Source organism: Streptomyces sp. NPDC053069 (assembly GCF_044546895.1).
GTDB lineage: Bacteria > Actinomycetota > Actinomycetes > Streptomycetales > Streptomycetaceae > Streptomyces.
This window is the reverse complement of sequence record NZ_JBITZN010000002.1, coordinates 108,544-133,950: the sequence shown is the minus strand read 5'-3', so window position 1 is coordinate 133,950 and position 25,407 is coordinate 108,544. Positions and strand designations below refer to the sequence as shown.

The window sequence follows — 25,407 nt, the reverse complement described above, 5'->3', positions numbered from 1 at the left end:
CTGGGTGCGCCCGGCGCTCGTCAGTGCTTCGCCGGCAGGAAACCCACCCGCTCGTAGGCCTGCGCGAGCGTCTCCGCGGCGACCGCGCGGGCCTTCTCCGCGCCCTTGGCCAGGATCGAGTCGAGGGTCTCGGAGTCGTCCAGGTACTGCTGGGTGCGCTCGCGGAACGGCGTGACGAACTCGACCATGATCTCGGCGAGGTCGGTCTTGAGAGCGCCGTACATCTTGCCCTCGTAGTCGCGCTCCAGCTCGGCGACGGACGTGCCGGTGAGGGTCGAGTAGATGGTGAGCAGGTTGCTGACGCCCGGCTTGTTCTCCGCGTCGTAGCGGATCACGGTGTCGGTGTCGGTGACGGCGCTCTTGACCTTCTTGGCCGTGGTCTTCGGCTCGTCGAGCAGGTTGATCAGGCCCTTCGGCGTGGACGCCGACTTGCTCATCTTGATCGACGGGTCCTGCAGGTCGTAGATCTTCGCCGTCTCCTTGAGGATGTACGGCGACGGGATCACGAAGGTCTCGCCGAAGCGGCCGTTGAAGCGCTCGGCCAGGTCACGGGTCAGCTCGATGTGCTGACGCTGGTCCTCACCGACCGGCACCTCGTTCGCCTGGTACAGCAGGATGTCGGCGACCTGCAGGACCGGGTACGTGAACAGGCCGACGGAGGCGCGGTCGGCGCCCTGCTTGGCGGACTTGTCCTTGAACTGGGTCATGCGGCTGGCCTCGCCGAAGCCGGTGAGGCAGTTCATGATCCAGGCGAGCTGGGCGTGCTCGGGGACGTGGCTCTGGACGAAGAGGGTGCAGCGGTCCGGGTCCAGACCGGCCGCGAGCAGCTGGGCGGCGGCCAGGCGGGTGTTGGCACGCAGCTCCTTCGGGTCCTGCGGGACCGTGATCGCGTGCAGGTCGACGACCATGTAGAACGCGTCGTGGGACTCCTGCAGGGCCACCCACTGGCGGACGGCGCCGAGGTAGTTGCCGAGGTGGAACGAGCCGGCGGTGGGCTGGATGCCGGAGAGCACGCGGGGGCGATCAGCAGTGGCCATGTCGCCCATTCTCTCATCGGCTGGGGTGTCATCGGCCCGAGAGGTGGGAGTGGGCCGGTGCGTGGGGACCACGGACCGGTTGTGGCGGGTCGCGCCCCGCGGCGGAGCCGCATAGCGATGCGGCCCCGCGCCCCGTCGGGTTGGCTGCCCCTTGCGGAGTTGTCAGCCCAGGTCGACTTCCGGGTACAGGGGGAAGCCGGCCACCAGGTCCGTCGCCCTCTGGGCGATCTCCTGGGACACCTTCTCGTCCAGGACGTGGGCCGCCTTGGACGGGGCGCCCGACTTCGTGGTGCCCGGCTCGGTGGTGGTGAGGACGCGGTCGATGAGGCCGGCGACCTCGTCCATCTCGGCCGTGCCGAGGCCACGGGTGGTGAGCGCGGGGGTGCCGATGCGGATGCCGGAGGTGTACCAGGCGCCGTTGGGGTCGGCCGGGATGGCGTTGCGGTTGGTGACGATGCCCGAGTCGAGGAGGGCCGACTCCGCCTGGCGGCCGGTGAGGCCGTAGGAGGTGGCGACGTCGATCAGGTTGAGGTGGTTGTCCGTGCCGCCGGTCACCAGGGTGGCGCCCCGGCGCATCAGGCCCTCCGCCAGGGCGCGGGAGTTGTCGACGATGCGCTGGGCGTAGTCCTGGAACGCGGGCTGCCGGGCCTCGGCGAGGGCGACGGCCTTGGCGGCCATGACGTGCGGCAGCGGGCCGCCGAGGACCATCGGGCAGCCGCGGTCGACCTGGTCCTTGAGGGAGTCGTCGCACAGGACCATGCCGCCGCGCGGGCCGCGCAGCGACTTGTGGGTGGTGGTGGTGACGATCTGGGCGTGCGGGACCGGGTCGAAGTCGCCGGTGAGCACCTTGCCGGCGACGAGGCCCGCGAAGTGGGCCATGTCGACCATCAGGGTCGCGCCGACCTCGTCGGCGATCTCGCGCATGATCCGGAAGTTCACCAGGCGGGGGTACGCCGAGTAGCCGGCGACGATGATCAGCGGCTTGAACTCGCGGGCCTGGGTGCGCAGGGCCTCGTAGTCGATGAGGCCCGTCGCCGGGTCGGTGCCGTAGGACCGCTGGTCGAACATCTTGCCGGAGATGTTCGGGCGGAAGCCGTGGGTGAGGTGGCCGCCGGCGTCCAGGGACATGCCGAGCATGCGCTGGTTGCCGAAGGCCTGGCGCAGCTCGGCCCAGTCGGCCTCGGTGAGGTCGTTGACCTGGCGGGCGCCGGTCTTCTCCAGGAAGGGGGCCTCGACCCGGTCGGCGAGTACGGCCCAGAAGGCGACGAGGTTGGCGTCGATGCCGGAGTGCGGCTGGACGTAGGCGTGGCGGGCGCCGAACAGTTCGCGGGCGTGCTCGGCGGCCAGGGCCTCGACGGTGTCGACGTTGCGGCAGCCGGCGTAGAAGCGGCGGCCGACGGTGCCCTCGGCGTACTTGTCGCTGAACCAGTTGCCCATCGCCAGCAGGGTGGCCGGGGAGGCGTAGTTCTCGGAGGCGATCAGCTTGAGCATCGCGCGCTGGTCGGTCACCTCCTGGCCGATGGCGTCGGCGACCCGGGGCTCGACGGCGCGGATGACGTCGAGGGCGGCACGGAAGGCGGTGGACTCGGTGGAGAGGGGCTGCTGCTCTGGCATGAGGACCTCCGGACGGTGTGCGTACAGCGTTCACGTTCGGCCCAGGCGCACGGCACTGTTTCCCGTCGGGCCGCTCCCCGATGGTCCGTCCCATCCCAGCGCGCCAGTCACGGCCCGCTGATCAGCCTACCGGGCGAGCCGGACGGCGCAGGTCCCGCGTCCACCATGCGAGCGACGGTAGGAAGGAGTTCACCGTCGTGTTCCCGAAGTGTTCTCGTCGGATCCGGGAGAGGCCATGACCGCTGCAGAAGACCTCATCAGCGCCGCCGAGGCGCACTGTGCGCCCACCTACCATCCGCTGCCGGTCGTCGTGGCCACGGCGGACGGCGCCTGGATGACGGATGTGGAGGGGCGGCGGTATCTCGATCTGCTGGCCGGTTACTCGGCGCTCAACTTCGGACACCGCAACCGGCGGCTGATCGAGGCGGCGAAGGCGCAGCTGGAGCGGGTGACGCTGACGTCCCGCGCCTTCCTGCACGACCGGTTCGCGGCGTTCTGCACGGAGCTGGCCGAGCTGTGCGGGATGGAGATGGTGCTGCCCGTGAACACCGGCGCGGAGGCGGTGGAGAGCGCGGTGAAGACGGCCCGGAAGTGGGGGTACCGGGTGAAGGGGGTGCCCGCGGAGATGGCGAAGATCGTGGTTGCGGGCGGCAACTTCCACGGGCGTACGACGACGATCATCAGCTTCTCCACCGACCCGGAGGCCCGGGCGGACTTCGGGCCGTACACGCCGGGGTTCGAGATCGTGCCGTACGGCGATCCGACGGCGATGCGGCAGGCGCTGACGGAGAACACCGTGGCGGTGCTGCTGGAGCCGGTCCAGGGCGAGAACGGGGTGATCGTGCCGCCGGCCGGCTATCTGCCCGCGGTCCGGGAGCTGACCCGCGAACGGAACGTGCTCTTCGTCGCCGACGAGGTGCAGTCGGGTCTCGGCCGCACGGGGCGGACCTTCGCGTGCGAACACGAGGGGGTGGTCCCGGACATGTATGTGCTGGGCAAGGCGCTGGGCGGCGGGATCGTGCCGGTGTCGGCGGTGGTGTCGAGCGCGGAGGTGCTCGGAGTGTTCCGCCCGGGCGAGCACGGGTCGACGTTCGGGGGGAATCCGCTGGCCTGCGCGGTGGCGCTGGAGGTGATCGCGATGCTGCGCACGGGCGAGTTCCAGGCGCGGGCGGCCGAGCTGGGCGCGCGGCTGCACAGCGAGCTGGCGGGGCTGCTCGGCACGGGCGCGGTGACGGCGGTGCGGGGACGCGGACTGTGGGCGGGGCTGGACATCGCCCGGGCGGTCGGCACCGGGCGCGAGGTGTCGCAGCGGCTGATGGACCGGGGCGTGCTGGTGAAGGAGACCCACGGCGTCACCATCCGGATCGCGCCGCCGCTGGTCATCTCCGAGGAGGACCTGGACTGGGGCCTCGCCCAGCTGCGGGCGGTTCTGGGCTCTGGCGGATCACGTGCGGCAGGAAACGCGCGTACGTGTCGGTGATCAGCCCGGAGGACTCGCGGATGCCGAGACCGGCCGGCTCGTTCTGGACGACCCAGGCGCCGAGGACGACATGGTTGCCGTCGAAGGCGGGCAGCGGGGCGAGCTGCTGGTAGCAGGCGGGCTCGTCGCGCAGTACGGCCGGTGCGCCCGGCTGGTGCACGGTGACGCCCTCGCCCTCGCGGCCGAGGAGGGGCTTGGCGACATAGCCCTTCTCGACGGCCAGCTCGCGAGGGCCGTCGAGGTAGGCGGGGAGCAGGTTGGGGTGACCGGGGTACAGCTCCCAGAGGACGGCCAGCAGGGCCTTGTTGCTGAGCAGCATCTTCCAGGCGGGTTCGATCCACAGGGTGCTGCCGGTGCCGCCGCCGTTGTCGAGGGTGTCCAGGACGTGCCCGCCGAAGGCGTCGGTGGTCAGCCACTCCCAGGGGTAGAGCTTGAAGATGCTGCGGATGAACCGGAGCTGGTTGTCGACGAAACGGCCGGAGAGGGTGTCCCAGCCGATCTCCTCCATGGACAGCCAGTCGGTGTCGAGGCCGGCCTGTTCGGCGGTCTCCTTGAGGTAGGCGACCGTCATCAGGTCCTCGCCGAGTTCGTCGGCCGAGGAGTGCGCGAAGTGCAGGGGGCTGCCGGGAGGCAGCAGCGCGGCCTGGGTCCGCCAGGCCTCGACGAGGCGTTCGTGCAGGGAGTTCCACTGGTCGGCGCCGGGGAAGCGGTCCTCCATCCAGAACCACTGGGGTGAGGCGGCCTCCACCAGCGAGGTCGGGGTGTCGGCGTTGTACTCCAGCAGCTTGGCCGGGCCGGTGCCGTCGTAGCGGAGGTCGAACCGGCCGTAGACGGAGGGGAGTTCGGCGCGGCGCCGCCAGGCCTCGGTGACGGCGGCGGCCACGCGCGGGTCGGTGATGCCGAGGTCGGCGAACCGGTCCCCCGCCACGATGTGCTCGGCGGCCGCCAGGCACATGCGGTGCAGTTCCTCGACGGTCTCCTCCAGCGCCTCGATCTCGTCCAGGGTGAAGACGTAGTAGGCGCTCTCGTCCCAGTAGGGGCGCAGGGACCCGTCGGGGTGGCGGGTGAGGGGGTAGACGAGCCCCTGTTCCTCGACGGTCTGCTGCCAGCCGGGGCGGGGGGTGGTGGTACGGCGTTCCATACGGCGGTCTCCGGTCCGTTGTCCGGATCAGCCGCCGGAGCCGTGGTAGCCGCCGCCGAAGCCGCCGCGGTGGACTCCGGTGCCGCCGCTGGAGGAGCCGGAGCCCTTGTGGGGCTTGGTGAAGGAGCCGCCGTCCACCCAGGAGCCCTTCTTCCGGCCGCCGTAGTACCAGGCGCCGTCCACGGACGCCTTGGTCGACGTGCAGTTCTTGTCGGAGACGACCTTGTACCCCTTGGCGAGGTTGTAGCTGTCGCGGTCGACGCAGCGCTTGTCCGGTTCGGACGAGCAGGCGGTCAGGGCGGCGGCCAGCAGACCCATTCCGCCGAGGACGACCGTGCCGGAGCGCAGCCGGCGGCGTGTGTTCTGCATCGTGGTGTCTCCCCGTGTGCTCTTCGCGCTCTTCGGACGATCGGTTCAGACCGACGATCGGTTCAGACTAGAGAACGGTAAGAGCGCCGACCCGGGCGGGTGTCCGGATCGGCCCTCTCCTAGAGTCCCTTTGTGTTCTTTGGAATGGTGTGCGCCCTTGGCGCGGCGGTCTGCTTCGGCACCGCGACGGTGTTGCAGGCGGTGGCCACGCGCGAGGCCGGTACGGGCGGGGGCGGCGAGGCGGCCCTGCTGCTGCGGGCGCTGCGGCAGTGGCGGTACATCGCCGGACTGGCACTGGACGGGCTCGGCTTCCTGTTCCAGATCGCCGCGCTGCGGTCCCTTCCGATCTACGCGGTCGGCGCGGCCCTGGCGTCGAGTCTGGCGGTGACCGCGGTGGTGGCGGCGCGCCTGCTGCAGGTGCGGCTGAGCGGCACCGAGTGGACCGCGGTGGCCGTGGTGTGCGCCGGGCTCGCGATGCTGGGGCTGGCGTCCGGACCGGAGGGCAAGGAGGCCGGCTCGGACGTCTTGCGGTACGTGATGCTCGCCGTGGCGGTCGGAATGCTGCTGCTCTCGTTCACGGCCGGGCGGCTGTCCGGGCCGGCGCGGGCGCTGGTGCTCGGGCTGGGGGCCGGTTTCGGCTTCGGGGTGGTGGAGGTGTCGGTCCGGCTGATCGACAGTCTGGCGCCGACGGATCTGCTGACCAACCCGGCGGCCTACGCGCTGGTGATGGGGGGCGGCGCCGCGTTCATGTTGCTGACGTCGGCTCTTCAGCGGGGGTCCGTGACGACCGCCACCGCCGGCATAGTGATCGGCGAGACCATCGGTCCGGCGGCGGTCGGGGTGGTGTGGCTGGGGGACCGTACGCGGGAGGGGCTGGCCTGGCTGGCGGTGCTGGGGTTCTTGGTGGCCGTGGTGGGGGCACTGGCGCTGGCGCGGTTCGGAGAGGCGCCGGTGGGGGCCGAGGAAGGCTGAGGCCGCCTGTTCGGGCTCTTGATTGCCCGCCGCGGCGGGATGCGTGAGGCCTCCGCCCGGGGAAATCCTCGGTCGACGGCGTCGAACCTGCGCGCCGATCGACGAGCCGCCGTCAACTCGCCGCACCCCGCCGGTCGTAGAGTCACCGGCATGCGCCCCGTCGACGACCCCTCCTACCGGAACAACCCGCAGTTGAACGCCTGGCTGGACACCGCCCGCGCCGACTTCACGGCCCTCGCCGAGCAGGCCGGCGGACGGTGGGACTTCTCCCCCGCCTCCCTGCCCCGACTCGAACGCCTCGTCCTGGAGCGCTACACCACCTGGGAAGAGCAGTACGACGACCGGCGAGGCCCGTTTCTGCGGGCGGTCGCCTGGTACCTGGGCGAGGTCCTGGTACGGCACCACGATGCGGTCTGGGTGTGGCCGCCCGGCACTCCCTGTCCCGGCCGGGAGCGGTCGTGCCCTGCGCTGACCTACCCGTACGACCGGCTCACCGAGCGGGAAGCCGAAGCCGTCGCGGCGTCGGAGGAGGAGGGCGAGTCCCTCCTCCCGACCGTCGACCCGCACCGGATCGTCGGCGCCCTCCACCGGGCGAAGGACTCCCGTCTGAGCGTCGCCCTGGAGCACTTCGAGGGATGGCGCGACGACCTCGCACCCTGGATGCCGTCGGACACGTGAACCGGATGCGGCGCGCATCGCCGCCCTACGGCAACACCCTGCACAACGCGTCCAAGGCTCCCGCCCACGCGCTGTCCGGCGGTGTCGCGTAGCCCACGACCAGTGCGTCCAGCGGTTCGGCGACGGCCTGTGGGTGGCGGTGCAGGGACAGGCCGTGGAGGGCGAGGCCCTGCCAGGCCGCGGCCTGGACCACCGACTGTTCCATGCCGGCGGGCAGCCGCAGCAGCGCGTGGAGGCCCGCGGCGATGCCGGTGACCGTCACCTCGGGCGCGCGGGCGCTCACGGATGCGGCGAGGGCGTCGCGGCGGCGCCGGTAGCGCAGCCGGGAGGAGCGGACGTGGCGGTCGTACGCGCCGGAGGTGATGAACTCGGCGAGGGTGAGCTGGTCCAGCGCGCCCACGGTGTCGATGCGGCCCTTGGCCGAGGCCGCCTCCTCCACGAGGGCCGGGGGCAGCACCATCCAGCCCAGCCGCAGTCCGGGGGCCAGGGACTTGCTGGCGGTGCCGAAGTAGATCACGCGGTCGGGGTCGAGACCCTGGAGGGCACCGACGGGCTGGCGGTCGTAGCGGAACTCGCCGTCGTAGTCGTCCTCCAGGATCAGACCGCCGGTGCGCCGGGCCCAGTCGATCACCGTGGCCCGCCGTTCCGGGTGCAGGGGCGTGCCCATGGGGAACTGGTGCGCGGGGGTCAGCAGGACCGCCCCCTGATCGCCCAACGCCCTGGTGTCGGTGCCGAGTTCGCCGTACGGGAGGACGGATGTGGCGAGGCCGGCCTGCTGGAGCAGGTTCCAGTAGACGTCGAGGCCGTACGACTCGACCGCCACCGTGCGCACCCCGCGCGCCGCGAGGACCGTGCCGACGATGCGCAGGGCGTGTGCGAAGCCGGAGGTGATCAGCACGGTCTCCGGATCGGCGCGGACGCCGCGCACCCGTGCGAGGTAGCCGGCGAGGGCGGCGCGCAGTTCGGGCCGGCCGCACGGGTCGCCGTAGCCGAGAGCCTGGTAGGGGGCGGTGGTGAGGGCGCGGCGGGCGGCCTTGAGCCACTCGGTGCGCGGGAAGGCCGCGAGGTCGGGGGCGCCGGGGAGCAGGCTGTACGTCGGGCGGGCGGGCGCCGGGTGACCGGGTGCCGTGCCCCTGCCGGCGGGCGGGGCCGCCGCCAGCTCCGCGACCCGGGTGCCGGAACCCTGCCGGGCGGTGAGCCAGCCCTCCGCCACCAGGTCCGCGTAGGCCTCGGCGACGGTGTTGCGGGCGATGCCGAGGTCGGCGGCGAGGGAGCGGGAGGAGGGCAGCCGGGTGCCGGCGGCGAGCCGGCCGCTGCGGACGGCGTCGCGCAGGGCGTCGGTCAGGCCCCGGCGCAGACCGCCCGCGCCGGTCGGTTCGAGGTGCAGGTCGACACCCAGAGTGGCCCAAGGTTTCGCCATGGAACTGGACCATACTCCTGGGCTGCCTGGCTTCTAGGGTCGAGGGCATGAGCACTGAGGAAACCGTCGAATACGCCCCCGAGCGCACCCCCCGTATGCACTGGGCCCAGCACGCCCCCGAGGTCTACAAGGCGATGATCCGGCTCGACGCGGCGGCCAGGCAGGGCCTGGACCCCAAGCTGTACGAGCTGGTGAAGATCCGCGCCTCGCAGCTCAACCACTGCGCGCTCTGCCTCGACATGCACACCAAGGACGCGCTGGCGGCCGGCGAGAGCGTCCAGCGGATCGTGCAGCTCAGCGCGTGGGAGGAGTCGAAGCACTTCTACACCGAGAAGGAGCTGGCGGCGATCGAGCTGACCGAGGCGGTCACCGTGCTCACGGACGGCTTCGTGCCGGACGAGGTGTACGAGAAGGCCGCCAAGCACTTCGAGGAGGCCGAGCTGGCGCAGCTGATCGCCGGGATCGCGGTGATCAACGCCTGGAACCGGTTCGGGGTGACCACTCGCGCGGTGCCCGGCCACTACCAGGCGGGGCAGCACACGTGAGCCGTACCCAGCTGCTGGACCCGGCGGTCGGCCGGGCGATGTCCGCGCTCAGCGCGGCCGCGAAGAAGGGGCTCGGTGATCCGGTCCTCGCCGAGCTGGTCATGATCCGCGCCTCGCAGATCAACCACTGTGCCTTCTGCCTCGACATGCACCTCCAAGTGGCCCGGAAGAACGGGGAGTCCGAGGACCGCGTCCAGCTGCTCAACGCCTGGGAGGAGGCCGAGGACCTCTACAGCGAGCGGGAGCGGGCCGCGCTGGCGCTGACCGAGGCGGTCACCGTGCTGACGGACGGCTTCGTGCCGGACGAGGTGTACGACACCGCCGCCAAGCACTTCAGTGAGGCCGAACTCGCCCATCTCATCGGCCTGATCACCGCCATCAACGGCTGGAACCGCCTGATGGTCAGCCGCCGAGTCCCGCCAGGGGGTTACCAGCCATGAGCAAGGTGGACGTGAGCAAGGTGGATGTGTTCCGCACCCTGCACCGCAAGCGCGCCCAGGGTGATCCGCTGGTCCTGCCCGGCCCCTGGGACGCGGCGAGCGCCCGGGTGTGTGCCGAGGCCGGGTTTCCGGCGCTGGCCACACCGAGTGCGGGGGTGGCCGCCTCGCTCGGGTACGAGGACGGGGCGACCCCGGCCGACGAGATGTTCGCGGCGGTGGCCCGGATCGTGCGGGCGGTGGAGGTGCCGGTCTCGGCGGATGTCGAGGGCGGGTACGGGCTCGCACCGAAGGAGCTGGTGGAGCGGCTGCTGGAGGCGGGTGCCGTGGGGTGCAACCTTGAGGACTCCAACGGGGGTGTCCTCAAGGACCCGCACGAGCACGCCGAGTTCCTCGCCGAGGTCCGCTCGGCCGCCGCCGACCGGCTCTTCGTCAACGCGCGGGTGGACACGTTCCTGCATGGCGACGGCGAGCCCGAACGGGCCATCGAGCGGGCCGCGTTGTACGTGGCCGCGGGCGCGGACTGCGTGTATCCGATCCTCGCCCCGGTGGACGTACTGCCCCTGCTGCGGGCCGGCATCCAGGGCCCGCTGAACATGGTGGCCCGGCTGGACGGCGAGGGCCCCTCGCCCGCCGTGCTCGGCGAACTCGGGGCCACCCGCGTCACGTTCGGGCCGGGGCTCCAGCGGCGGGCCGTGGCCGCGCTGCGGGAGATCGCCGACGGCCTGACGAAGTAGGGCGGTTCAGGGCAGCCACTTCTTCCACTCGGAGGGGTGGCTGTCCACCCACTTCTTCGCCGCCTCCTCGGGCGACAGCTTCTGGTCGGCGATCATCAGGGAGACCTCGTTCTGGTCCTCGGTCGTCCACCGGAACTTCTTCAGGAAGGCCGACGCCTCGCCGCCGGACTTCGCGAAGTCGGCGTTGAGGTACTTCTGCAGCGGGGTGTGCGGGTAGGCGCAGGCGATCTTGGCCGCGTCGGCGTCGCAGCCCTCCTTGTACGGCGGCAGCTTCACCTCCGTCATGGGGACCTTCTTGAACAGCCACTGGGGTGAGTACCAGTACGTCAGGAAGGGCTTCTTCTCCTTCGCGAACTGTTTCATCTGGGTGATCTGGGCCGCCTCGGAACCGGCGAAGACGACCTGGTAGTCCAGCTTCAGGTTCTTCACCAGGGCCTTGTCGTTGGTGACGTACGACGGGGAGCCGTCCATCAGCTGGCCCTTGCCGCCGCTCTCCGCGGTGCGGAAGAGCGAGGCGTACTTGTTCAGGTTCCGCCAGTCGGTGATGTCCGGGTGCTCCTTGGCGAGGTACGTCGGGACGAACCAGCCGATGTGTCCGGTCACCCCGAGGTCGCCGCCGTGGGCGATGGTCTTCTTGTCCTCGACGTACCGCTTCTCCTGGTCCGGGTGGCCCCAGTCCTCCAGGATGGCGTCGACCCGGCCCTGGCTGAGCGCGTCCCAGGCGGGCACCTCGTCGACCTGGACGGTGTCCACGCGGTAGCCCAGCTTGTGTTCCAGCAGGTACTGGGCGACGGCCACATTGGACTGGGCGCCCACCCAGGACTGCACGGACAGCGTGACCGTCTTCGAGCCCCGGGCGTTGGCGAACGGGCTGGCCTGCCTGGTCATGTCGGCGGCGCCGCAGCCGGTGAGCAGCGCCAGCGAGCCCGTCACGGCGATCGCGGTCAGGACAGTCGTACGACGTCGCATGTCAGGCTCCCTTCCTCGGGCGTCGTTCCGTCGGCTGGGTCACCCGGTCGAGCATCAGACCCAGGCAGACGATCGCGGCTCCGGCCACCAGACCGGTCGCCAGGTCGCCCTGGGCGAGGCCGAAGGCGACGTTGTAGCCGAGGGCGCCGCCGCCGACCAGGCCGCCGATGATGACGACGGCGAGGACCAGGACCACACCCTGGTTGACCGCGAGCAGCAATGAGCGCCTGGCGAGCGGGAGCTGGACCTGCCACAGCTGCTGCCGGCCGGTCGCGCCGAGCGAGCGCGCCGACTCCAGCGCGGCCGGGTCGACCTGGCGCAGACCCTGCGCGGTGATCCGGACGACGGCCGGGAGGGCGTAGACGACGGCCGCGGCGACGGCGGGGGCACGGCCCACGCCGAACAGGGCGACGACCGGGATCAGGTACACGAACTGCGGCATGGTCTGGAACACGTCCATCACCGGGCGCAGGGCGCGTTCGACGCGGTCGCTGCGGGCCGCGGCGATGCCGGTCGCGAAGCCGAGGACCAGGGTGACGGCGACCGCGGCCAGCACCTGGGAGAGCGTGTCGAGGGCCGGTCCCCACACCCCGAGCACACCGATCGCGGCCATGGCGAGCACGGCGGTCAGGGCGGTGCGCCAGGTGCCGATCGACCAGGCCAGGGCGGCGACGATCAGCAGCACCGCCCACCAGGGCAGCCACTGCAGGCCGCCGCGGACGGGGTCCAGGATCCAGGTGGTGAAGTGGCCCGCCCAGTCGGCCGTACCGCCGATGACCGGGACACCGGAGTAGAGGTGGTTGGTCATCCAGTCGACGGCGCGGTCGACCGGTTCGGCGATGTCCAGGGTCCAGCCGGAGGGCCAGTCGAGGCGGCCGAGCAGACGGGCGGCCAGCGCGACGGCCACGGTGACGGCGAGGGCGTAGGGCCAGCCGATGGCGCGGGTGCGTGTGTCCCCGGCGCCGGCGGCCCCGCCGGCCCCGGCGGCTGCGGTCACCCGGTCCAGCACGATCGCCAGCAGCACGATCGGGATGCCGGCGGCGAGGGCCTGGCCCACGTCGACCGAGGAGAGCGCCTGGTAGACGCGGTCGCCGAGGCCGCCGGCGCCGATGACCGAGGCGATGACGGCCATGGACAGCGCCATCATGATCGTCTGGTTGAGGCCGAGCAGGAGTTCTCCCCGGGCCAGGGGGATACGGGCGGTCAGCAGCCGCTGGCGGCGGGTCGCGCCGAGCGACTCCACGGCCTCCAGGACTTCGGGGTCGGCGCCGCGCAGTCCGAGCGCGGTGAGACGGGCCATCGGCGGGGCGGCGTACACGACGGTGGCGAGCACGGCCGCGGGGACGCCGATGCCGAAGACCAGGACGACGGGGAGGAGGTAGGCGAAGGCCGGGAGCACCTGCATGGTGTCCAGGACCGGGCGCAGGCCGCGGTCCAGGCGGTCGGAGAGGCCGGCGGCGAGGCCGAGCAGCGCGCCGACGACCACGGAGGCGAGGACCGCCACGACCATCAGCGCGAGGGTCTGCATGGTCGGGACCCACATGCCCAGCGCTCCGCAGGCCAGGAGGGCGACGGCGGTGCCGGCGGCCAGGCGGGGGCCGGCGACGCGCCAGGCGACCAGGGCGCCGAACGCCGTGACGCCGGTCCAGCCTGCGGCGAGCAGGGTGACGTAGACGACTCGTACGGAGAGTACGACCGCGTTGCTGATGTAGCCGAAGAAGTAGAGGAACAGGGGGTGGCTGTCCCGGTTGTCGATGACCCAGTTGCTGGCCGTGGCGAGGGGTTTGTCGACGCTGACGGTCAGCTCGTGGGGCCAGCTGGTGCCGGGCCAGTGGGTGGCGGCCCAGGGGGCCAGGACCGCGGCGAAGAGGGCGAGCAGGAGGAGTTTGCCTGCGGCGCGGCTCTTGAGGACGCGGGGTGTGCCGGTACGGGAGGTCGGGAGACTGAGCGTGGCCATCAGACGGCCTCCGGGCTGGTGCGGGGCCCCTCCGGGCTGGTGCGGGGGGCGGGGGGTGCCGCTTGCCCGCGCTTGCGGGGTGCCGCTGCGCCCGCCCCTGCCGCCCCAGCGGCACGACTGTCCGCAGCTGCGGCGTCGGCGGGGGGTGAGGTGGTGACGCCGGCCACCACGTCCAGGAGGTGTTCGTGGTCCACGATGCCCAGGCACCTGCCCTCGTCCATCACCCGGGCGGGCTCGCCTGCCCGTGCCACCGCCTCGATGGCCTCGGCGACCGTGGCCTCCGGGCGGATCGCCGGGCCGGTCCCCGTCTCCTGCGCGACGGCGGGGCGCATGGCCGTACGGCAGGTCATCACCTGCTCGCGCGGCACGTCCCGGACGAACTCGCGGACGTAGTCGTCGGCCGGGGAGCCGACGATCTCCTCCGGGGTGCCGAGCTGGACCACTCGGCCGTCGCGCATCAGGGCGATACGGTCGCCGAGTTTCAGGGCCTCGGTGAGGTCGTGGGTGATGAAGACCATCGTGCGGCCCTCCTCGCGGTGCAGGCGGGCCACCTCGTCCTGCATGTCGCGCCGGATGAGCGGGTCCAGCGCACTGAACGGCTCGTCGAAGAGGAGGACCTCGGGGTCGACGGCCAGGGCGCGGGCCAGGCCCACGCGCTGGCGCTGGCCGCCCGACAGCTGGCCGGGGCGGCGGTGCTCCATGCCCTCCAGGCCGACCTTGGTGACGACCTCGGCGGCCCGTTCGCGCCGTTCGGCCTTGCCGACGCCCTGGATCTCCAGGCCGTAGGCGACGTTGTCGAGGACCGTGCGGTGCGGGAGCAGGCCGAAGTGCTGGAAGACCATGGCGGCCCGGTGGCGGCGCAGTTCGCGCAGGCGGGCCTTGTCCATCGCGCGGACGTCCTCGCCGTCGATGGCGATGGTGCCGGCGGTGGGTTCGATGAGGCGGGTGAGACAGCGGACGAGGGTGGACTTGCCGGAGCCGGACAGGCCCATGACCACGAAGACCTCACCCTTGCGGACGTCGAAGGAGACGTCGCGGACGGCCGCCGTGCAACCCGTGCGGGCGCGGAGGTCGGCGGGGTCCAGCGTGCTGAGCTCCGGGTCGGCGGGAATCCGCTCCGGCTTGGGGCCGAAGACCTTCCACAGGCCGGACACCGAGAACACCGGCTCGGTCGTGGTGGGCGGCTTGCGGGTGGGAACCGTGAGCGCCATCAGGCGTCACCTCCGATCAGTTCGACGGCCTTCTCCCCGACCATGAGCACCCCGATCATCGGGTTCACGGCGGGCATGGTCGGGAACACGGACGCGTCGGCGATGCGGATGCCGTCGAGACCGCGGATCTTCAACTCGGGGTCGACCACGCCGAGTTCGTCGTCCGTGGCGCCCATCTTGCAGGTGCCGGCAGGGTGGTAGACGGTGTGCGCGACCTTGCGGGCGTACTCGCTCAGCTCGGCGTCGCCGAGGACCTCGGGGCCGGGGCAGACCTCGCGCTTGAGCCAGCCGGCGAGCGGCTCGGTCCTGGCGATCTCACGGGCGATGCGGATGCCGTCGACGAGGGTCCGGCCGTCGTAGTCGTCCTCGTCGGTGAAGTACCGGAAGTCCAGGGCGGGCTTCACGGACGGGTCGGCGCTGGTCAGGTACAGCCGGCCGCGGCTCTTCGGCTTGGGGATGTTCGGGGTCATGGACACCCCGAACTCCGGCCGCTCATAGCCCAGTCGCTCGGGGTTGTCCGTGAACGGGATCTGGTAGAAGTGGAACATCAGGTCCGGGCCCGCGCTTCCGGGGTCGCGGCGCACGAACAGGCCGGCGTCGGAGTCCATCGCGGAGTTCTCCGGGATCGGGCCGTGGGTCTCCCAGACGATGACCGACTCGGGGTGGTCGAGCAGGTTCTCGCCGACGCCCGGCAGGTCGTGCACGACGGGAATGCCGAGGGCCTCCAGGTCCGCCCGCGGTCCGATGCCCGAGTGCAGCAGCAGGCGCGGGGAGTCGACGGCGCCCGCGCACAGCACGACCTCGTTGCGGGCCCGGATCAGCAGCTCCTCGCCGTCCTTGGTGCGCACATGGACGCCCTCGGCGCGGGTGCCGTTCAACTCCAGCCGGTACGCCCAGGTCTCCAGCAGGATGGTCAGGTTGGGCCGCTCGTCCATCACCGGGTGCAGGTACGCCACCGACGCCGAGGACCGCTTGTTGTTCTCGGGGTGGTAGGCGAGGTCGAAGAAGCCGACGCCCTCGGTGAACGGCTTGCGGTTGAAGCCCTCGACGCGGGGAACCCCGAGCGCCGTCCGGGCGGCGTCGACGAAGTCGCGGGCGATGGCGTTCCGGTCCTTCTCGTCGACGGAGACGATGTTGTTCTTCAGACGGGCGAAGTAGGCCTCCATGGGGACGGCGCCCCAGCCCTTGGCGCCGGCCTCCTCCCACTCGTCCCAGTCGGAGGGCAGCGGCTTGAAGGAGATGAGGGTGTTGTGCGAGGAGCAGCCGCCGAGGACGCGGGCGCGGCTGTGCCGGATGTGGGAGTTGCCGCGCGGCTGCTCGACCGTCGGGTAGTCGTAGTCGAGTTCGCCGCCGAGCAGGCCCATCCAGCGGCGCAGGGTCAGGACGTCGTCGCGGCCGACGTCGCTCGGGCCGCCCTCGATGACGGCGACGGTGACGTCGGGGTTCTCGGTGAGGCGGGAGGCGATGACGGAGCCCGCGGTGCCGCCGCCGATGACGACGTAGTCGTAGACGTGGGGGGTGTGGGACATGGGGGTACTACTCCAGGGGGTGTTTCCGGGGGGAGAGGCGGGGCTCAGCCGGCGAACCATCGCACCGGCTTCGGCGCGAGGTTCTGGTAGACGTGCTTGGTCTCGCGGTACTCGGCGAGTCCTGCGGGCCCCAGCTCGCGGCCGGTGCCGCTCTTGCCGAAGCCGCCCCACTCCGCCTGCGGCAGGTAGGGGTGGAAGTCGTTGATCCAGACGGTGCCGTGGCGCAGCCGCCCGGCGACGCGGCGGGCCCTGCCGGGGTCGGTGGTCCACACGGCGCCGGCTAGGCCGTACTCGGTGTCGTTGGCGAGGAACACCGCCTCTTCCTCCGTGCGGAAGGTCTCGACGGTGAGGACCGGGCCGAACACCTCCTCGCGTACGACGGTCATGTCGCGGTGGCAGGCGTCGAGGACGGTCGGCTCGTAGAAGTAGCCGGACGCGGGCCGCTGCGCCGACGGCTCGGGCCGCTTGCCGCCGCAGCGCAGTACGGCGCCCTCGGCGAGCGCGGCGGCGACGTACGCCTCGACCTTGGCGCGCTGCTGCTCGGAGACCAGCGGGCCGCACTCGACGCCGGCCTCGGTGCCCCGGCCGAGCCTGATCCGCTGTGCCCGGCGGGCGAGTTCGGCGACGAAGCGCTCGCGGACCGACTCCTCGACGATGAGGCGGGCGCCGGCCGAGCAGACCTGGCCGCTGTGGATGAAGGCGGCGTTGAGGGCCTGGTCGACGGCGGTGTCGAAGCCCTCCTCGGTGGCGCAGGCGTCGGCGAAGACGACGTTGGGGTTCTTGCCGCCGAGTTCGAGGGCGACCTTCTTCACCGTCGGGGCGGCGGCCTGGGCCACCTTGGTGCCGCTGACCAGGCCGCCGGTGAAGGAGACCAGGTCGACGCCGGGGTGCTCGGCGAGCCGGGCGCCGACGGTGTGGCCGGGACCGGTGACGATGTTGGCCACGCCGGCGGGCAGGCCCGCCTCGGCGAGCAGCTCGATCAGCGCCACGGTGGTCATCGGGGTGATCTCGCTGGGCTTGATCACGAAGGTGTTGCCGGCGGCGAGCGCCGGGGCGATCTTCCAGCTGGCCTGGAGGAGGGGGTAGTTCCAGGGGGTGATCAGCGCGCACACGCCGACCGGCTCATGGACGACGACGCTGTGGATGTCGGGCGAGCCGGCGTCGACCACCCGGCCCGGGGCCTCGGCGGCGACCAGGTCGGCGAAGTAGCGGAAGGCGTCGGCGACACAGTCGATGTCGACCCGGCCCTCCTCCACGGTCTTGCCCGCGTCCCGGCTCTCCAGCAGGCCCAGTTCCTCGCGGTCGCGCACGAGGAGATCGGCGACGCGGCGCAGCAGCGCGGCGCGCTCGGCGACGGGGGTGCCGGGCCAGGGTCCGTCATCGAAGGCCTGCCGCGCGGCGGTCACCGCACGCTCGGCATCCTTCTCGTCACCCTCGGCGACCACGGCGAACGGCCGGGCGTCCGCGGGGTCGAGGATCTCGCGCGTCGCACCGGAGATCGCTTCCAGCCACTGGCCGCCCGCGTGGATGGTCGCCTCGGCCTGTCGTGCCGTTCTGTCCGCCATGATCGGTATTGCCTTCCGTTCCTGTTCCGCTCCCCTGTGTCACACGTGCGTCACGGTCGGGGACCGCGGACGCCTGCCCCAGGGCCGCGAACGGCATGCGCAATCGGTGGCCGAAAGTGCGCGGCGTCACTGAAAACGCGGTCGAAAACGGACAAAAGCGGGCTCGGGATTGACTCCTTCACATGATCGACGTCCGTTCGGAAGTCAGCGCACCGCGTAGTCCGGCAGGCGGACCGCTTCGGCGCGGGTGCCTTCCGGGGCGCCGGCGGCGAGCATGTCCAGCGCCTCCTGGGTGGGGGCGGGCAGGAAGAACCGCTCCGCTCCCTCGCGCCCCACGGCCTGGTGCTCGGTGACGAAGGGGCGCATCGCGTCCTCGTAGGCCGCGAACGCCGCCGTGTGGTCGCCGCGGGCGTGTGCCAGCTCGCCGGCCAGCAGATACGCGCCGATCAGCGCCTGGGACGTGCCGCGGCCCGAGGTGGGGGCCGCGCAGTGGCCGGCGTCACCGAGCAGAACGACCCGTCCGCTGCTCCAGGTGTCCATCACCACTTGGGCGTTGGCGTCGAACCAGAAGTCCTCGGCCGTCCGCATCTCCGTCAGCAGCCGCGGGATCTCCCAGCCCTCACCGGCGAACCGTTCGGCGACGATGCGCTGCTGTGCGCCGGTGTCGCGACGGTCGTACTCCAGCGGCCCGGCGGCGAAGTGCAGGGCGGCCCTGGCCCGGCCGGTCACGTCACCGGCGAATATGTTGGCCGCCCTGCCCGGGGAGACGTACACCTGCCCGGTGTGGTTCAGCCCCAGGTGGTTCGGCAGGCTGAAGATCGCGGTGTAAATGCCCAGGGAGCGTACGAAGTGCTCCTCGGGGCCGAAGACCAGCGCTCGGGTCCGCGAGTGCAGCCCGTCGGCACCGACCAGCAGGTCGAACCTGCGCGGCGGCCCGTTCTCGAACGTGACGTCCACGCCGCCGGCGTCCTGCCGCACCGCGCGGACGGAGTCGCCGAAGAGGAACTCCGCCCTGTCCCGGGCAGCCTCGTACAGCAGCCGGGTCAGTTCCCCCTTGGGGACTTCCAGGTCGCCCGCGAAGACCGCGGCCGGCAGGGTGGCGTACCGCCTGCCGTCGGCGTCCACCATCGCCGCGTCGCCCATGGCGGTGTCCAGCGACCGGATCGACTCCAGCAGGCCCATCCGGTCCAGGACGTCGAGGGCCTCGCCGCGGAAGTCGACGGCGTAACCGCCGTGCCGGACGTGCGGGGCGCGTTCGATCACCGTGGGCCGCAGGCCATGGCGCTCCAGCCAGTGGGCGAGTGCCAGGCCGGCCACACCGGCGCCGGAGATCAGAACCTTCTTTTCTGTCGTCATGAGTACAACGTACGAGCACGAACACCCCTCTCCCAGTGAGCAGTTGATGAAAGTGCTCTAGTGCGGGAGGGTTAGGGTGCACTAGTGCACCAGGGTCCGAGACCGCTTCGGTCGGCAGGAGGTCGCCGCCATGGCTCAGCCGCCGTACGCACAGATCGCGGGAGAACTGCGCCGCCGCATCCGGACGGGCGAACTCGCCCCCGGTGACCGCGTGCCGTCCACCCGGGCGATCACCCGGCGGTGGGGGGTGGCCATGGCCACCGCCGGCAAGGCGCTGGCGACGCTGCGGCACGAGGGCCTGGTACGGGCCGTGCCCGGGGTCGGGACCGTGGTCGCCGACCCCGGGCCGCAGCCGCGCTCGGCCCGGTCCTCCACCGACGACCCGGCCGTCCGGGCCCGCATCGTCCGTGCGGCCGTCGCCCTTGCCGACGCCGAGGGAACGGCGGGGCTGACCATGCGGCGGATCGCCGCGGAACTCGGCATGCCGACCATGTCGCTCTACCGGCACGTCGCCAACAAGGAACAGCTGATCGCGCTGATGGTGGACGCCGCCTTCGCGAGCGAGCCGCTGCCGGCCCGGCCGCCGGAAGGCTGGCGCGCCCGGCTGGAGCTGTCCGCGGCGATCCAGTGGCGGCTGTACCAGGACCACCCGTGGCTGGCCGCGGCTCTCAACCTCCGCCGGCCCCTGCTCGCGCCCCACGGCATGCGGCACATCGAATGGGCCCTGGCCGCCCTGGACGGCCTCGGACTGGACGCCGGCACCCGCATGCACGCGGCCGTCACCCTCTTCGGACATGTCCGGGGGCAGGCGATCGACACAGAACCCGAAGCCCGCGCCGCACAGACCAGCGGGATCACCGGGGAGCAGTGGATGGACGCCCAGCACGGCCGGATGACCGCCCTGTTGTCCCAGGGCCGTCTGCCGCACTTCGCCTCGGTCGCCGCCGAGGCCGACCTCACGCCCGCCTCGCTGTACGAGTTCGGCCTGACCGCCCTCCTCGACGGCCTGGCAGCCCGCATCGAAGCAGCGGCGCCCTCGTCTTCCGCCGCCCCGCGGCCCGCGACGCCGGGATGAGCCAAACGACACCCCCTAGCGGACGGCCGCCTGCTGGGTCATCAGCTCCCTGATGCAGCCGCGCAGCCAGGCATGGGCGGGGTCGGCATCGTGGCGGGGGTGCCAGGCGAAGCCGACGCCGATCGCGGGGAGCGGGAGCGGGATCTCGAAGGTGACCAGGCCGAGGGTGTCGGCCAGCGAGCGGCCCCAGTGGCTGATCAGTCCGATCAGGTCGGTCTCCCGCAGCACGAACAGCGAGGCGGGATAGGTGCCGACGCTGCCCACCACACGCCGCTTCAGACCGAGTTCCTCCAGTGCGTCGTCGATGGGCCCGTGCTGCCTGCCGCGCCGGGAGACGATGAGGTGTCCCGCCTCCCCGGCGAACCGCTCGGGCGTCAACTCCCCGGTGAGCAACGGGTGTCCGGCCCGTACGACGCCCAGCATGCGTTCCTCGTACACCGTCTCCACATGCACCTCGGGCGCGGTCGTGTCGATCACCCCGACCTCCAGGTCGGCGGTGCCCTGGCGCAGGACCGGGACGTCCACATGGCTCTCGGAGAGGAAGCGCAGCCGGATGCCGGGGGCCTCGCGGGCGGCGCGGGCGAAGAGGGCGGCGCCATGGGTGGCCGCGATCGAGTCGTGACCGAGGATCGTGAACGTGCGGGTCACCGTGCGCAGATCGGTGTCCCGGCCCGGCGCGAACAGGGCACGGGCCCGCTCCACCACCGCGCTCACCTCGGCCCGCACGGCCAGCGCGTGCGGAGTGGGCACCATCCGGCGCCCGGCACGCACCAGGACCGGATCGCCGAGCGCCTTGCGGATCCGGCCGAGCGTGCGGCTCATGGCGGGCTCCGACAGATGCAGCCGGTGGGCGGCGCCCTGCACGCTCTGCTCCTCCAGCAGCACGTCCAGCGCGACCAGCAGATTCAGGTCCAGCCCGGTGGATTGCGTCATGTGCAGGTATTCCTTGCGAAGGTTGCACTGGAAAGCAGGTCACGGGCGAGCCTACGGTGAGAGCGCACCCCACACCACCCACCGAAGCTCCCGGGAGGAGCCGTGCCCGCGCACGCCCTGAAACGCCCCACCCTGCTCGCGCTGTGCGCCTGCGTCCTGGTCGCCCAGAGCATGGTCGCCGCCATCAACCTCCTCATCCCCCAGCTGGGTTCCTCGTCCCTGCACCCGTCGCACACCGAGATCCTGTGGACCGTCGACGCCTACGTCATCGTCTTCGCGGGCCTGCTCATCCCGGCCGGCGCGCTCGGCGACCGGTACGGCCGCAAGGGTGCCCTGCTCACCGGGCTCGCGCTGTTCGCGGCGGGCGCCGCCACCAGCGCGCTCGCGACCGGCCCGGCCGTCCTGATAGCGGGCCGCGGCCTGTCCGGTGCCGGAGCCGCGCTGATCACACCCGCCACCCTCTCGATCCTGATGCACCTGTCCGCGCCCGAGCACCGGGCCCGCTCCATGGGTGCCTGGACGCTGTCGATCGGCCTGGGCGGCGCGGCGGGCAACCTGGGCGGCGGCCTGGCCGGACAGTTCCTCACCTGGCGTGCCCTGTTCGCCGTCATGGTCCCGCTCGCCGCCGTACTCGCCGCGGCGGTCTCAGCCACCGTCCCGCACACCGAACGCTCCGCCCGCAGCAACACGGACCCGCTCGGCACGCTGCTCCTGACGGCCGGCCTGGTGGCGGTCCTGTTCGGCATAATCGAGGGCCCGGCCTACGGCTGGACCTCCGCCCGCATCCTCGGCGCGTTCGCGGCGGGCACGCTCCTGATCGCCGCCTTCACCCGGCACGCCCTGCGCTCCCCCGCCCCGCTGTTCGACCCGCGTGTCTTCGGCTCTCCCCGTCTGCGCGCGGCCTCCCTCGGCACCGCCACCGGCTTCTTCGGCCTGTTCTCGCTGTTCTTCGTCAACTCGCAGTATCTGCAGGGCGTGAAGGGCTTCGGGGCCGCCGTCACCGGGGTGGCGATCCTGCCGCTGGTGTTCGGGATGGCCGCCACCCAGAAACTGGCGACCCGCTGGGCCGGCCGCCCCCGCGCGGTCATCGGCACCGGTCTCGCCCTGATCGGCCTCGGTCTGCTCGGCGCCTCAACGGCCGACGCGGGCACGCCCTACGCGGTGTTCGTCTGCTGGCTCCTGGTCATCTCCGCCGGCGCCGGCCTCTCCATGCCGGCCCTGACCCTCGGCGTGGTCACCTCACTCCCGTCCCACCAGGCGGGCCTCGGCTCGGGCCTCGGCACGACGGCCCGGGAGACCGGCGCGGCACTGGGCGTGGCCGTCACCGGTACGGTCCTGTCCTCCCACACCGACCTGCTGCACGGCATGGGGCCGGCGCTGCGGACCGTGGGCGTGGTGGTACTGGTGGCCACGGCACTGGTGGTCGCCGGGTACGGAAAGCGCCTCCAAGGGGCGCGGGGAACGGCGCGAGCAACCACAGGGAACCCGCACTCGGCAACGGCCCCGCGCACCCACGTCGGGTAGCCGATACGCACCCGCACACGGCAACGCTCGGCACCCCTGCGGAGGGATGCCGAGCGTCTGCCAGGTCCAGGGAACTCTCAGATGAGGCCCAGGGAGCGAACGGCCTCGCGCTCCTCCTCCAGCTCCTTCACCGACGCATCGATGCGAGCACGGGAGAACTCATTGATGTCCAGGCCCTGGACGATCTCGTACTTGCCGTCCTTGGTGGTGACCGGGAACGAGGAGATCAGGCCCTCCGGGACGCCGTAGGAACCGTCCGACGGAATGCCCATGGACGCCCAGTCGCCCTCGGCGGTGCCGTTGACCCAGGTGTACACGTGGTCGATCGCGGCGTTGGCGGCGGAGGCGGCCGACGAGGCACCGCGGGCCTCGATGATCGCGGCACCGCGCTTGGCGACGGTCGGGATGAAGTCCTCGGCCAGCCACTTCTCGTCGTTCACGACCTCGGCGGCGTTCTTGCCGGCGACGGTGGCGTGGAAGATGTCCGGGTACTGGGTGGCGGAGTGGTTGCCCCAGATGGTCAGCCGCTTGATGTCGGCGACCGTCGAACCCGTCTTCTTCGCGAGCTGGGTGAGCGCGCGGTTGTGGTCCAGGCGGGTCATCGCGGTGAAGCGCTCGGCCGGGACGTCCGGCGCGGCGGCCTGGGCGATGAGGGCGTTGGTGTTGGCCGGGTTGCCGACGACGAGGACCTTGATGTCGTCCGCGGCGTGGTCGTTGATGGCCTTGCCCTGCGGCTTGAAGATGCCGCCGTTGGCCTCCAGCAGGTCGCCGCGCTCCATGCCCTTGGTGCGCGGGCGGGCGCCCACCAGGAGGGCTACGTTGGCGCCGTCGAAGGCGACGTTCGGGTCGTCGGTGATCTCGATGCCCTGCAGCAGCGGGAAGGCACAGTCGTCCAGCTCCATGGCCGTGCCCTCGGCGGCCTTCAGCGCCGGGGTGATCTCCAGCAGGCGCAGCTTGACCGGCACGTCCGCGCCGAGCAGCTGGCCGGAGGCGATGCGGAAGAGCAGGGCGTAACCGATCTGGCCGGCCGCGCCGGTGACGGTGACGTTCACGGGAGTGCGGGTCATGGCGTTCTCCGTATGACAGCTGGCGGTGGGGCGTCCCTGCCCCGGGCGGATGATCGATCTCTTGGCGTCAAGAGAGATCCAGCGGTCAGGCTATCGCGCATCCGGCATGCGAGACGTCCGGGGCGGTGTGGATCAGCCCACAAGCCGCACACATGCCGAACGAAGTGGCGGCCGCCCGTCCGGGAGAGGGTTGGACGGAGCGACCGCCAGGTGGGGGTACCGAGTGCCGGACTCCCGTGGGGGTACTCCTCGCGTGCCCAGGATCCGCCCCGCCATGCGCCCGCTCCCGGAATTTCACCCGCCTGCTTCTCGCACCCCGTTGCTTCGCACAGGCCGTTACTTCGTGCACGCCGTCCGCCCGGAGGCGAGGGTCGCGCAGGCCTTGGCCTCCGCCGCGTTCTTCACGGCGACCATCGGGGTGTAGGCGATGGTGTCGCCGACGGTGGTGGTCTCGCCGGTCTGCCGGACCTTGCCGGCGGTGATCTGGACCTTGTCGCCCTGGGCGGCGCCGGTGATCCGGCCCCAGGCGGTCCCGCAGGCCTTGCTGTAGCGGACCTCCAGGGTGGTGGTGCCGACGGTGACGGTCCGGGCGGTGGTGACCAGGTCGCCGCTGCAGCCCATGGCCTCGGCGTCCTTGCCGTTGCAGGCGGAGCCGGTGCACTTGACCCCGGGTGGTGCGCTCGCGTTCGGGGTGGCGCTCGGGGACGGCGGCTTGGCGGTGTTCTCGTGCTGGGCGCCGCCCCGGTGGGTGAAGAAGTAGACAGCGGCGATGACGACGAGCACGCCGACGAGCCCGGAGACGAACATGATCACCCGCTGCCGCCCGGCGTTCCCCGGAGCCGGGGCGCCGCCGCCCGGCCGGGGAGCCGGTGCGTGCGGCTGCTGCCCGCCGTACGGGGTCGGCGTGTCCGGGACCCGGCCGGCAGCGTCGGACGAGACGGCGGGACCGGAACCGTTCACGGCGGCACCGGCACCCGCGCGTCCCCCGGTTCCGGGTCGGGCGCTCGCCGGGGACGGCCCCTGATACCCGGCGAGGTTCCACGAGTTGGCACCGGATGTCCCCCCACGTCCGGTCGAGTCCCGCTCGGCCGGACCACGCTCGGTCCCCTCCCCGTCGGCCGGACCTCCCGCACCGTCACGGTCGGCCGGGCCACGCCCCGCACCGTTGCGATCGGCCGGACCACGTCCCGCACCGTCCCGGGCGACGCCGTCCCGGGCGTCGGCGTCAGGAGCCGTCGGCTGTGGGGGAATCGTCGGAAAGACGCCCGCCGGACCGGCGATGCCCATGGCCGGACCGAGGCCCTCCCCCGTGCGGCCGGACGGGCCGCCGGACGCCTCCGCCGCGCCGAAGTCCCCGAGTGCGGCGCGCGCCTGGGAGATGCGAATCGCCTCCATGGTGCGGTCGTGCCGCATCTCCGCCCGGCTCCAGGCGCGTTCGGCCAGCTCCCACATCGTGGTCAGATGCACGGGATTGGTGCCGGTGACCTCGGCGAGCGCGACGACCGCGCCCTTGGGCGCGAGAAGCCGGCCGCCCAGGTAACGCTCCCAGGACGTCTTGCTGTAACCCGTGCGGTCGGCGAGTGCCGCGACGCTCATGCCACTGCGGTCCACGAGCCGTCGCACCTGGCTGGTGAACTCCTTGATCTGCGGGTCCAGATCCTCGGGCAGGTCTTTCCAGCGAGGCATCGATTCCCCCCTTGCTCTCCCCCGGCTTCCCCGTCCTGGCTACCCACAAGGATGCCCTGCCCGAGGATCCCAGTTCCCCGGATGGGGGCGCGCGGGAGCACGGAC

The 25,407-nt window shown here is 72.0% G+C and carries 21 protein-coding genes, 1 pseudogene and 1 riboswitch; of the genes and pseudogenes, 8 read left to right on the top strand and 14 right to left on the bottom strand.

The genetic code is table 11. The features are described from left to right. Positions 1-20: 20 nt before the first annotated feature. Positions 21-1,037 carry a tryptophan--tRNA ligase gene (gene trpS, locus ACIGXP_RS04205; RefSeq protein ID WP_363214804.1) on the bottom strand — a complete coding sequence of 339 codons (1,017 nt, stop codon included), beginning with the start codon at positions 1,035-1,037 and terminating at the stop codon, positions 21-23. Positions 1,038-1,199: 162 nt separating this feature from the next. Beyond that, positions 1,200-2,651 (bottom strand): glycine hydroxymethyltransferase, encoded by a 1,452-nt coding sequence (locus ACIGXP_RS04200; protein ID WP_363214803.1) that lies wholly within the window; start codon positions 2,649-2,651, stop codon positions 1,200-1,202. A gap of 32 nt (positions 2,652-2,683) precedes the next feature. Then, a riboswitch (ZMP/ZTP riboswitch) is annotated at positions 2,684-2,772 on the bottom strand. A 114-nt stretch (positions 2,773-2,886) separates the two neighbouring features. On the opposite strand from ACIGXP_RS04200, the gene rocD reads away from it, so the two are divergent. Then, on the top strand, positions 2,887-4,131 hold the full coding sequence (gene rocD, locus ACIGXP_RS04195; RefSeq protein WP_399763809.1) for an ornithine--oxo-acid transaminase: 1,245 nt from the start codon (positions 2,887-2,889) through the stop codon (positions 4,129-4,131). Here the strand turns inward: rocD and ACIGXP_RS04190 are convergent. Both ACIGXP_RS04190 and ACIGXP_RS04185 read right to left on the bottom strand, forming a co-directional pair. Continuing rightward, positions 4,094-5,272: pseudogene (locus ACIGXP_RS04190) on the bottom strand (glutathionylspermidine synthase family protein); the annotation flags it as partial. The gene rocD and the pseudogene ACIGXP_RS04190 sit on opposite strands and share 38 nt — an antisense overlap. A gap of 27 nt (positions 5,273-5,299) precedes the next feature. After that, complete coding sequence (locus tag ACIGXP_RS04185) at positions 5,300-5,641, bottom strand: hypothetical protein (protein ID WP_399763805.1); 342 nt, start codon at positions 5,639-5,641, stop codon at positions 5,300-5,302. Positions 5,642-5,785: 144 nt separating this feature from the next. On the opposite strand from ACIGXP_RS04185, the gene ACIGXP_RS04180 reads away from it, so the two are divergent. Both ACIGXP_RS04180 and ACIGXP_RS04175 read left to right on the top strand, forming a co-directional pair. Further along, a complete protein-coding gene (locus tag ACIGXP_RS04180) occupies positions 5,786-6,613 on the top strand; it encodes a DMT family transporter (RefSeq protein WP_399764822.1) in 828 nt (275 codons plus the stop codon). 150 nt (positions 6,614-6,763) lie between these two features. Next, entirely contained in the window at positions 6,764-7,291 is a 528-nt protein-coding gene (locus ACIGXP_RS04175) for a hypothetical protein (protein ID WP_363214800.1), read from the top strand. A gap of 25 nt (positions 7,292-7,316) precedes the next feature. Here the strand turns inward: ACIGXP_RS04175 and ACIGXP_RS04170 are convergent, their stop codons facing one another. Continuing rightward, a complete protein-coding gene (locus ACIGXP_RS04170; protein WP_399763801.1) occupies positions 7,317-8,711 on the bottom strand; it encodes a PLP-dependent aminotransferase family protein in 1,395 nt (464 codons plus the stop codon). A gap of 47 nt (positions 8,712-8,758) precedes the next feature. Between ACIGXP_RS04170 and ACIGXP_RS04165 the strand changes: the two genes are divergently transcribed. From ACIGXP_RS04165 to ACIGXP_RS04155, 3 genes are read left to right on the top strand one after another with little or no spacing between them, the layout of a single operon-like run. Then, positions 8,759-9,256, top strand: a complete 498-nt coding sequence (locus ACIGXP_RS04165) for a carboxymuconolactone decarboxylase family protein (protein ID WP_399763798.1) — start codon at positions 8,759-8,761, stop codon at positions 9,254-9,256. Next, the gene (locus ACIGXP_RS04160; protein ID WP_399763796.1) at positions 9,253-9,696 is read left to right on the top strand and encodes a carboxymuconolactone decarboxylase family protein; all 444 of its coding nucleotides are present in this window, start codon (positions 9,253-9,255) and stop codon (positions 9,694-9,696) included. Before ACIGXP_RS04165 ends, ACIGXP_RS04160 begins: the two co-directional genes overlap by 4 nt. Next, positions 9,693-10,430 (top strand): isocitrate lyase/phosphoenolpyruvate mutase family protein, encoded by a 738-nt coding sequence (locus tag ACIGXP_RS04155; RefSeq protein ID WP_399763794.1) that lies wholly within the window; start codon positions 9,693-9,695, stop codon positions 10,428-10,430. Before ACIGXP_RS04160 ends, ACIGXP_RS04155 begins: the two co-directional genes overlap by 4 nt. Positions 10,431-10,436: 6 nt before the next feature. Here the strand turns inward: ACIGXP_RS04155 and ACIGXP_RS04150 are convergent, their stop codons facing one another. The 6 genes from ACIGXP_RS04150 to ACIGXP_RS04125 all read right to left on the bottom strand — a co-directional run bounded on the left by ACIGXP_RS04150 (position 10,437) and on the right by ACIGXP_RS04125 (position 19,017). Continuing rightward, complete coding sequence (locus tag ACIGXP_RS04150) at positions 10,437-11,399, bottom strand: ABC transporter substrate-binding protein (RefSeq protein ID WP_399763792.1); 963 nt, start codon at positions 11,397-11,399, stop codon at positions 10,437-10,439. 1 nt (position 11,400) lies between these two features. Next, the gene (locus ACIGXP_RS04145) at positions 11,401-13,356 is read right to left on the bottom strand and encodes an ABC transporter permease (protein ID WP_399763789.1); all 1,956 of its coding nucleotides are present in this window, start codon (positions 13,354-13,356) and stop codon (positions 11,401-11,403) included. Further along, positions 13,356-14,567 (bottom strand): glycine betaine/L-proline ABC transporter ATP-binding protein, encoded by a 1,212-nt coding sequence (locus tag ACIGXP_RS04140; RefSeq protein ID WP_363214792.1) that lies wholly within the window; start codon positions 14,565-14,567, stop codon positions 13,356-13,358. Before ACIGXP_RS04140 ends, ACIGXP_RS04145 begins: the two co-directional genes overlap by 1 nt. After that, on the bottom strand, positions 14,567-16,096 hold the full coding sequence (locus ACIGXP_RS04135) for a GMC family oxidoreductase (RefSeq protein WP_399763786.1): 1,530 nt from the start codon (positions 16,094-16,096) through the stop codon (positions 14,567-14,569). The genes ACIGXP_RS04140 and ACIGXP_RS04135 overlap by 1 nt, the downstream gene beginning before the upstream one ends. A 44-nt stretch (positions 16,097-16,140) precedes the next feature. Next, a complete protein-coding gene (locus tag ACIGXP_RS04130) occupies positions 16,141-17,661 on the bottom strand; it encodes an aldehyde dehydrogenase family protein (protein ID WP_399763781.1) in 1,521 nt (506 codons plus the stop codon). A gap of 204 nt (positions 17,662-17,865) precedes the next feature. Further along, positions 17,866-19,017: an FAD-dependent monooxygenase gene (locus ACIGXP_RS04125; RefSeq protein ID WP_399763779.1), complete on the bottom strand. Its 1,152-nt coding sequence runs from the start codon at positions 19,015-19,017 to the stop codon at positions 17,866-17,868. Positions 19,018-19,147: 130 nt separating this feature from the next. Between ACIGXP_RS04125 and ACIGXP_RS04120 the strand changes: the two genes are divergently transcribed. Beyond that, complete coding sequence (locus ACIGXP_RS04120) at positions 19,148-20,092, top strand: TetR/AcrR family transcriptional regulator C-terminal domain-containing protein (protein ID WP_399763776.1); 945 nt, start codon at positions 19,148-19,150, stop codon at positions 20,090-20,092. A gap of 15 nt (positions 20,093-20,107) precedes the next feature. Here the strand turns inward: ACIGXP_RS04120 and ACIGXP_RS04115 are convergent, their stop codons facing one another. Further along, a complete protein-coding gene (locus ACIGXP_RS04115) occupies positions 20,108-21,025 on the bottom strand; it encodes a LysR family transcriptional regulator (RefSeq protein ID WP_363214787.1) in 918 nt (305 codons plus the stop codon). A 102-nt stretch (positions 21,026-21,127) separates the two neighbouring features. Here ACIGXP_RS04115 and ACIGXP_RS04110 point away from each other — a divergent pair, with 102 nt between their 5' ends. Continuing rightward, positions 21,128-22,549 (top strand): MFS transporter, encoded by a 1,422-nt coding sequence (locus tag ACIGXP_RS04110; protein WP_399763772.1) that lies wholly within the window; start codon positions 21,128-21,130, stop codon positions 22,547-22,549. 77 nt (positions 22,550-22,626) lie between these two features. Here the strand turns inward: ACIGXP_RS04110 and ACIGXP_RS04105 are convergent, their stop codons facing one another. Continuing rightward, positions 22,627-23,616 carry a malate dehydrogenase gene (locus ACIGXP_RS04105; RefSeq protein ID WP_363214785.1) on the bottom strand — a complete coding sequence of 330 codons (990 nt, stop codon included), beginning with the start codon at positions 23,614-23,616 and terminating at the stop codon, positions 22,627-22,629. A 336-nt stretch (positions 23,617-23,952) separates the two neighbouring features. Beyond that, complete coding sequence (locus ACIGXP_RS04100; protein ID WP_399763768.1) at positions 23,953-25,302, bottom strand: DUF2690 domain-containing protein; 1,350 nt, start codon at positions 25,300-25,302, stop codon at positions 23,953-23,955. Positions 25,303-25,407 lie beyond the last annotated feature (105 nt).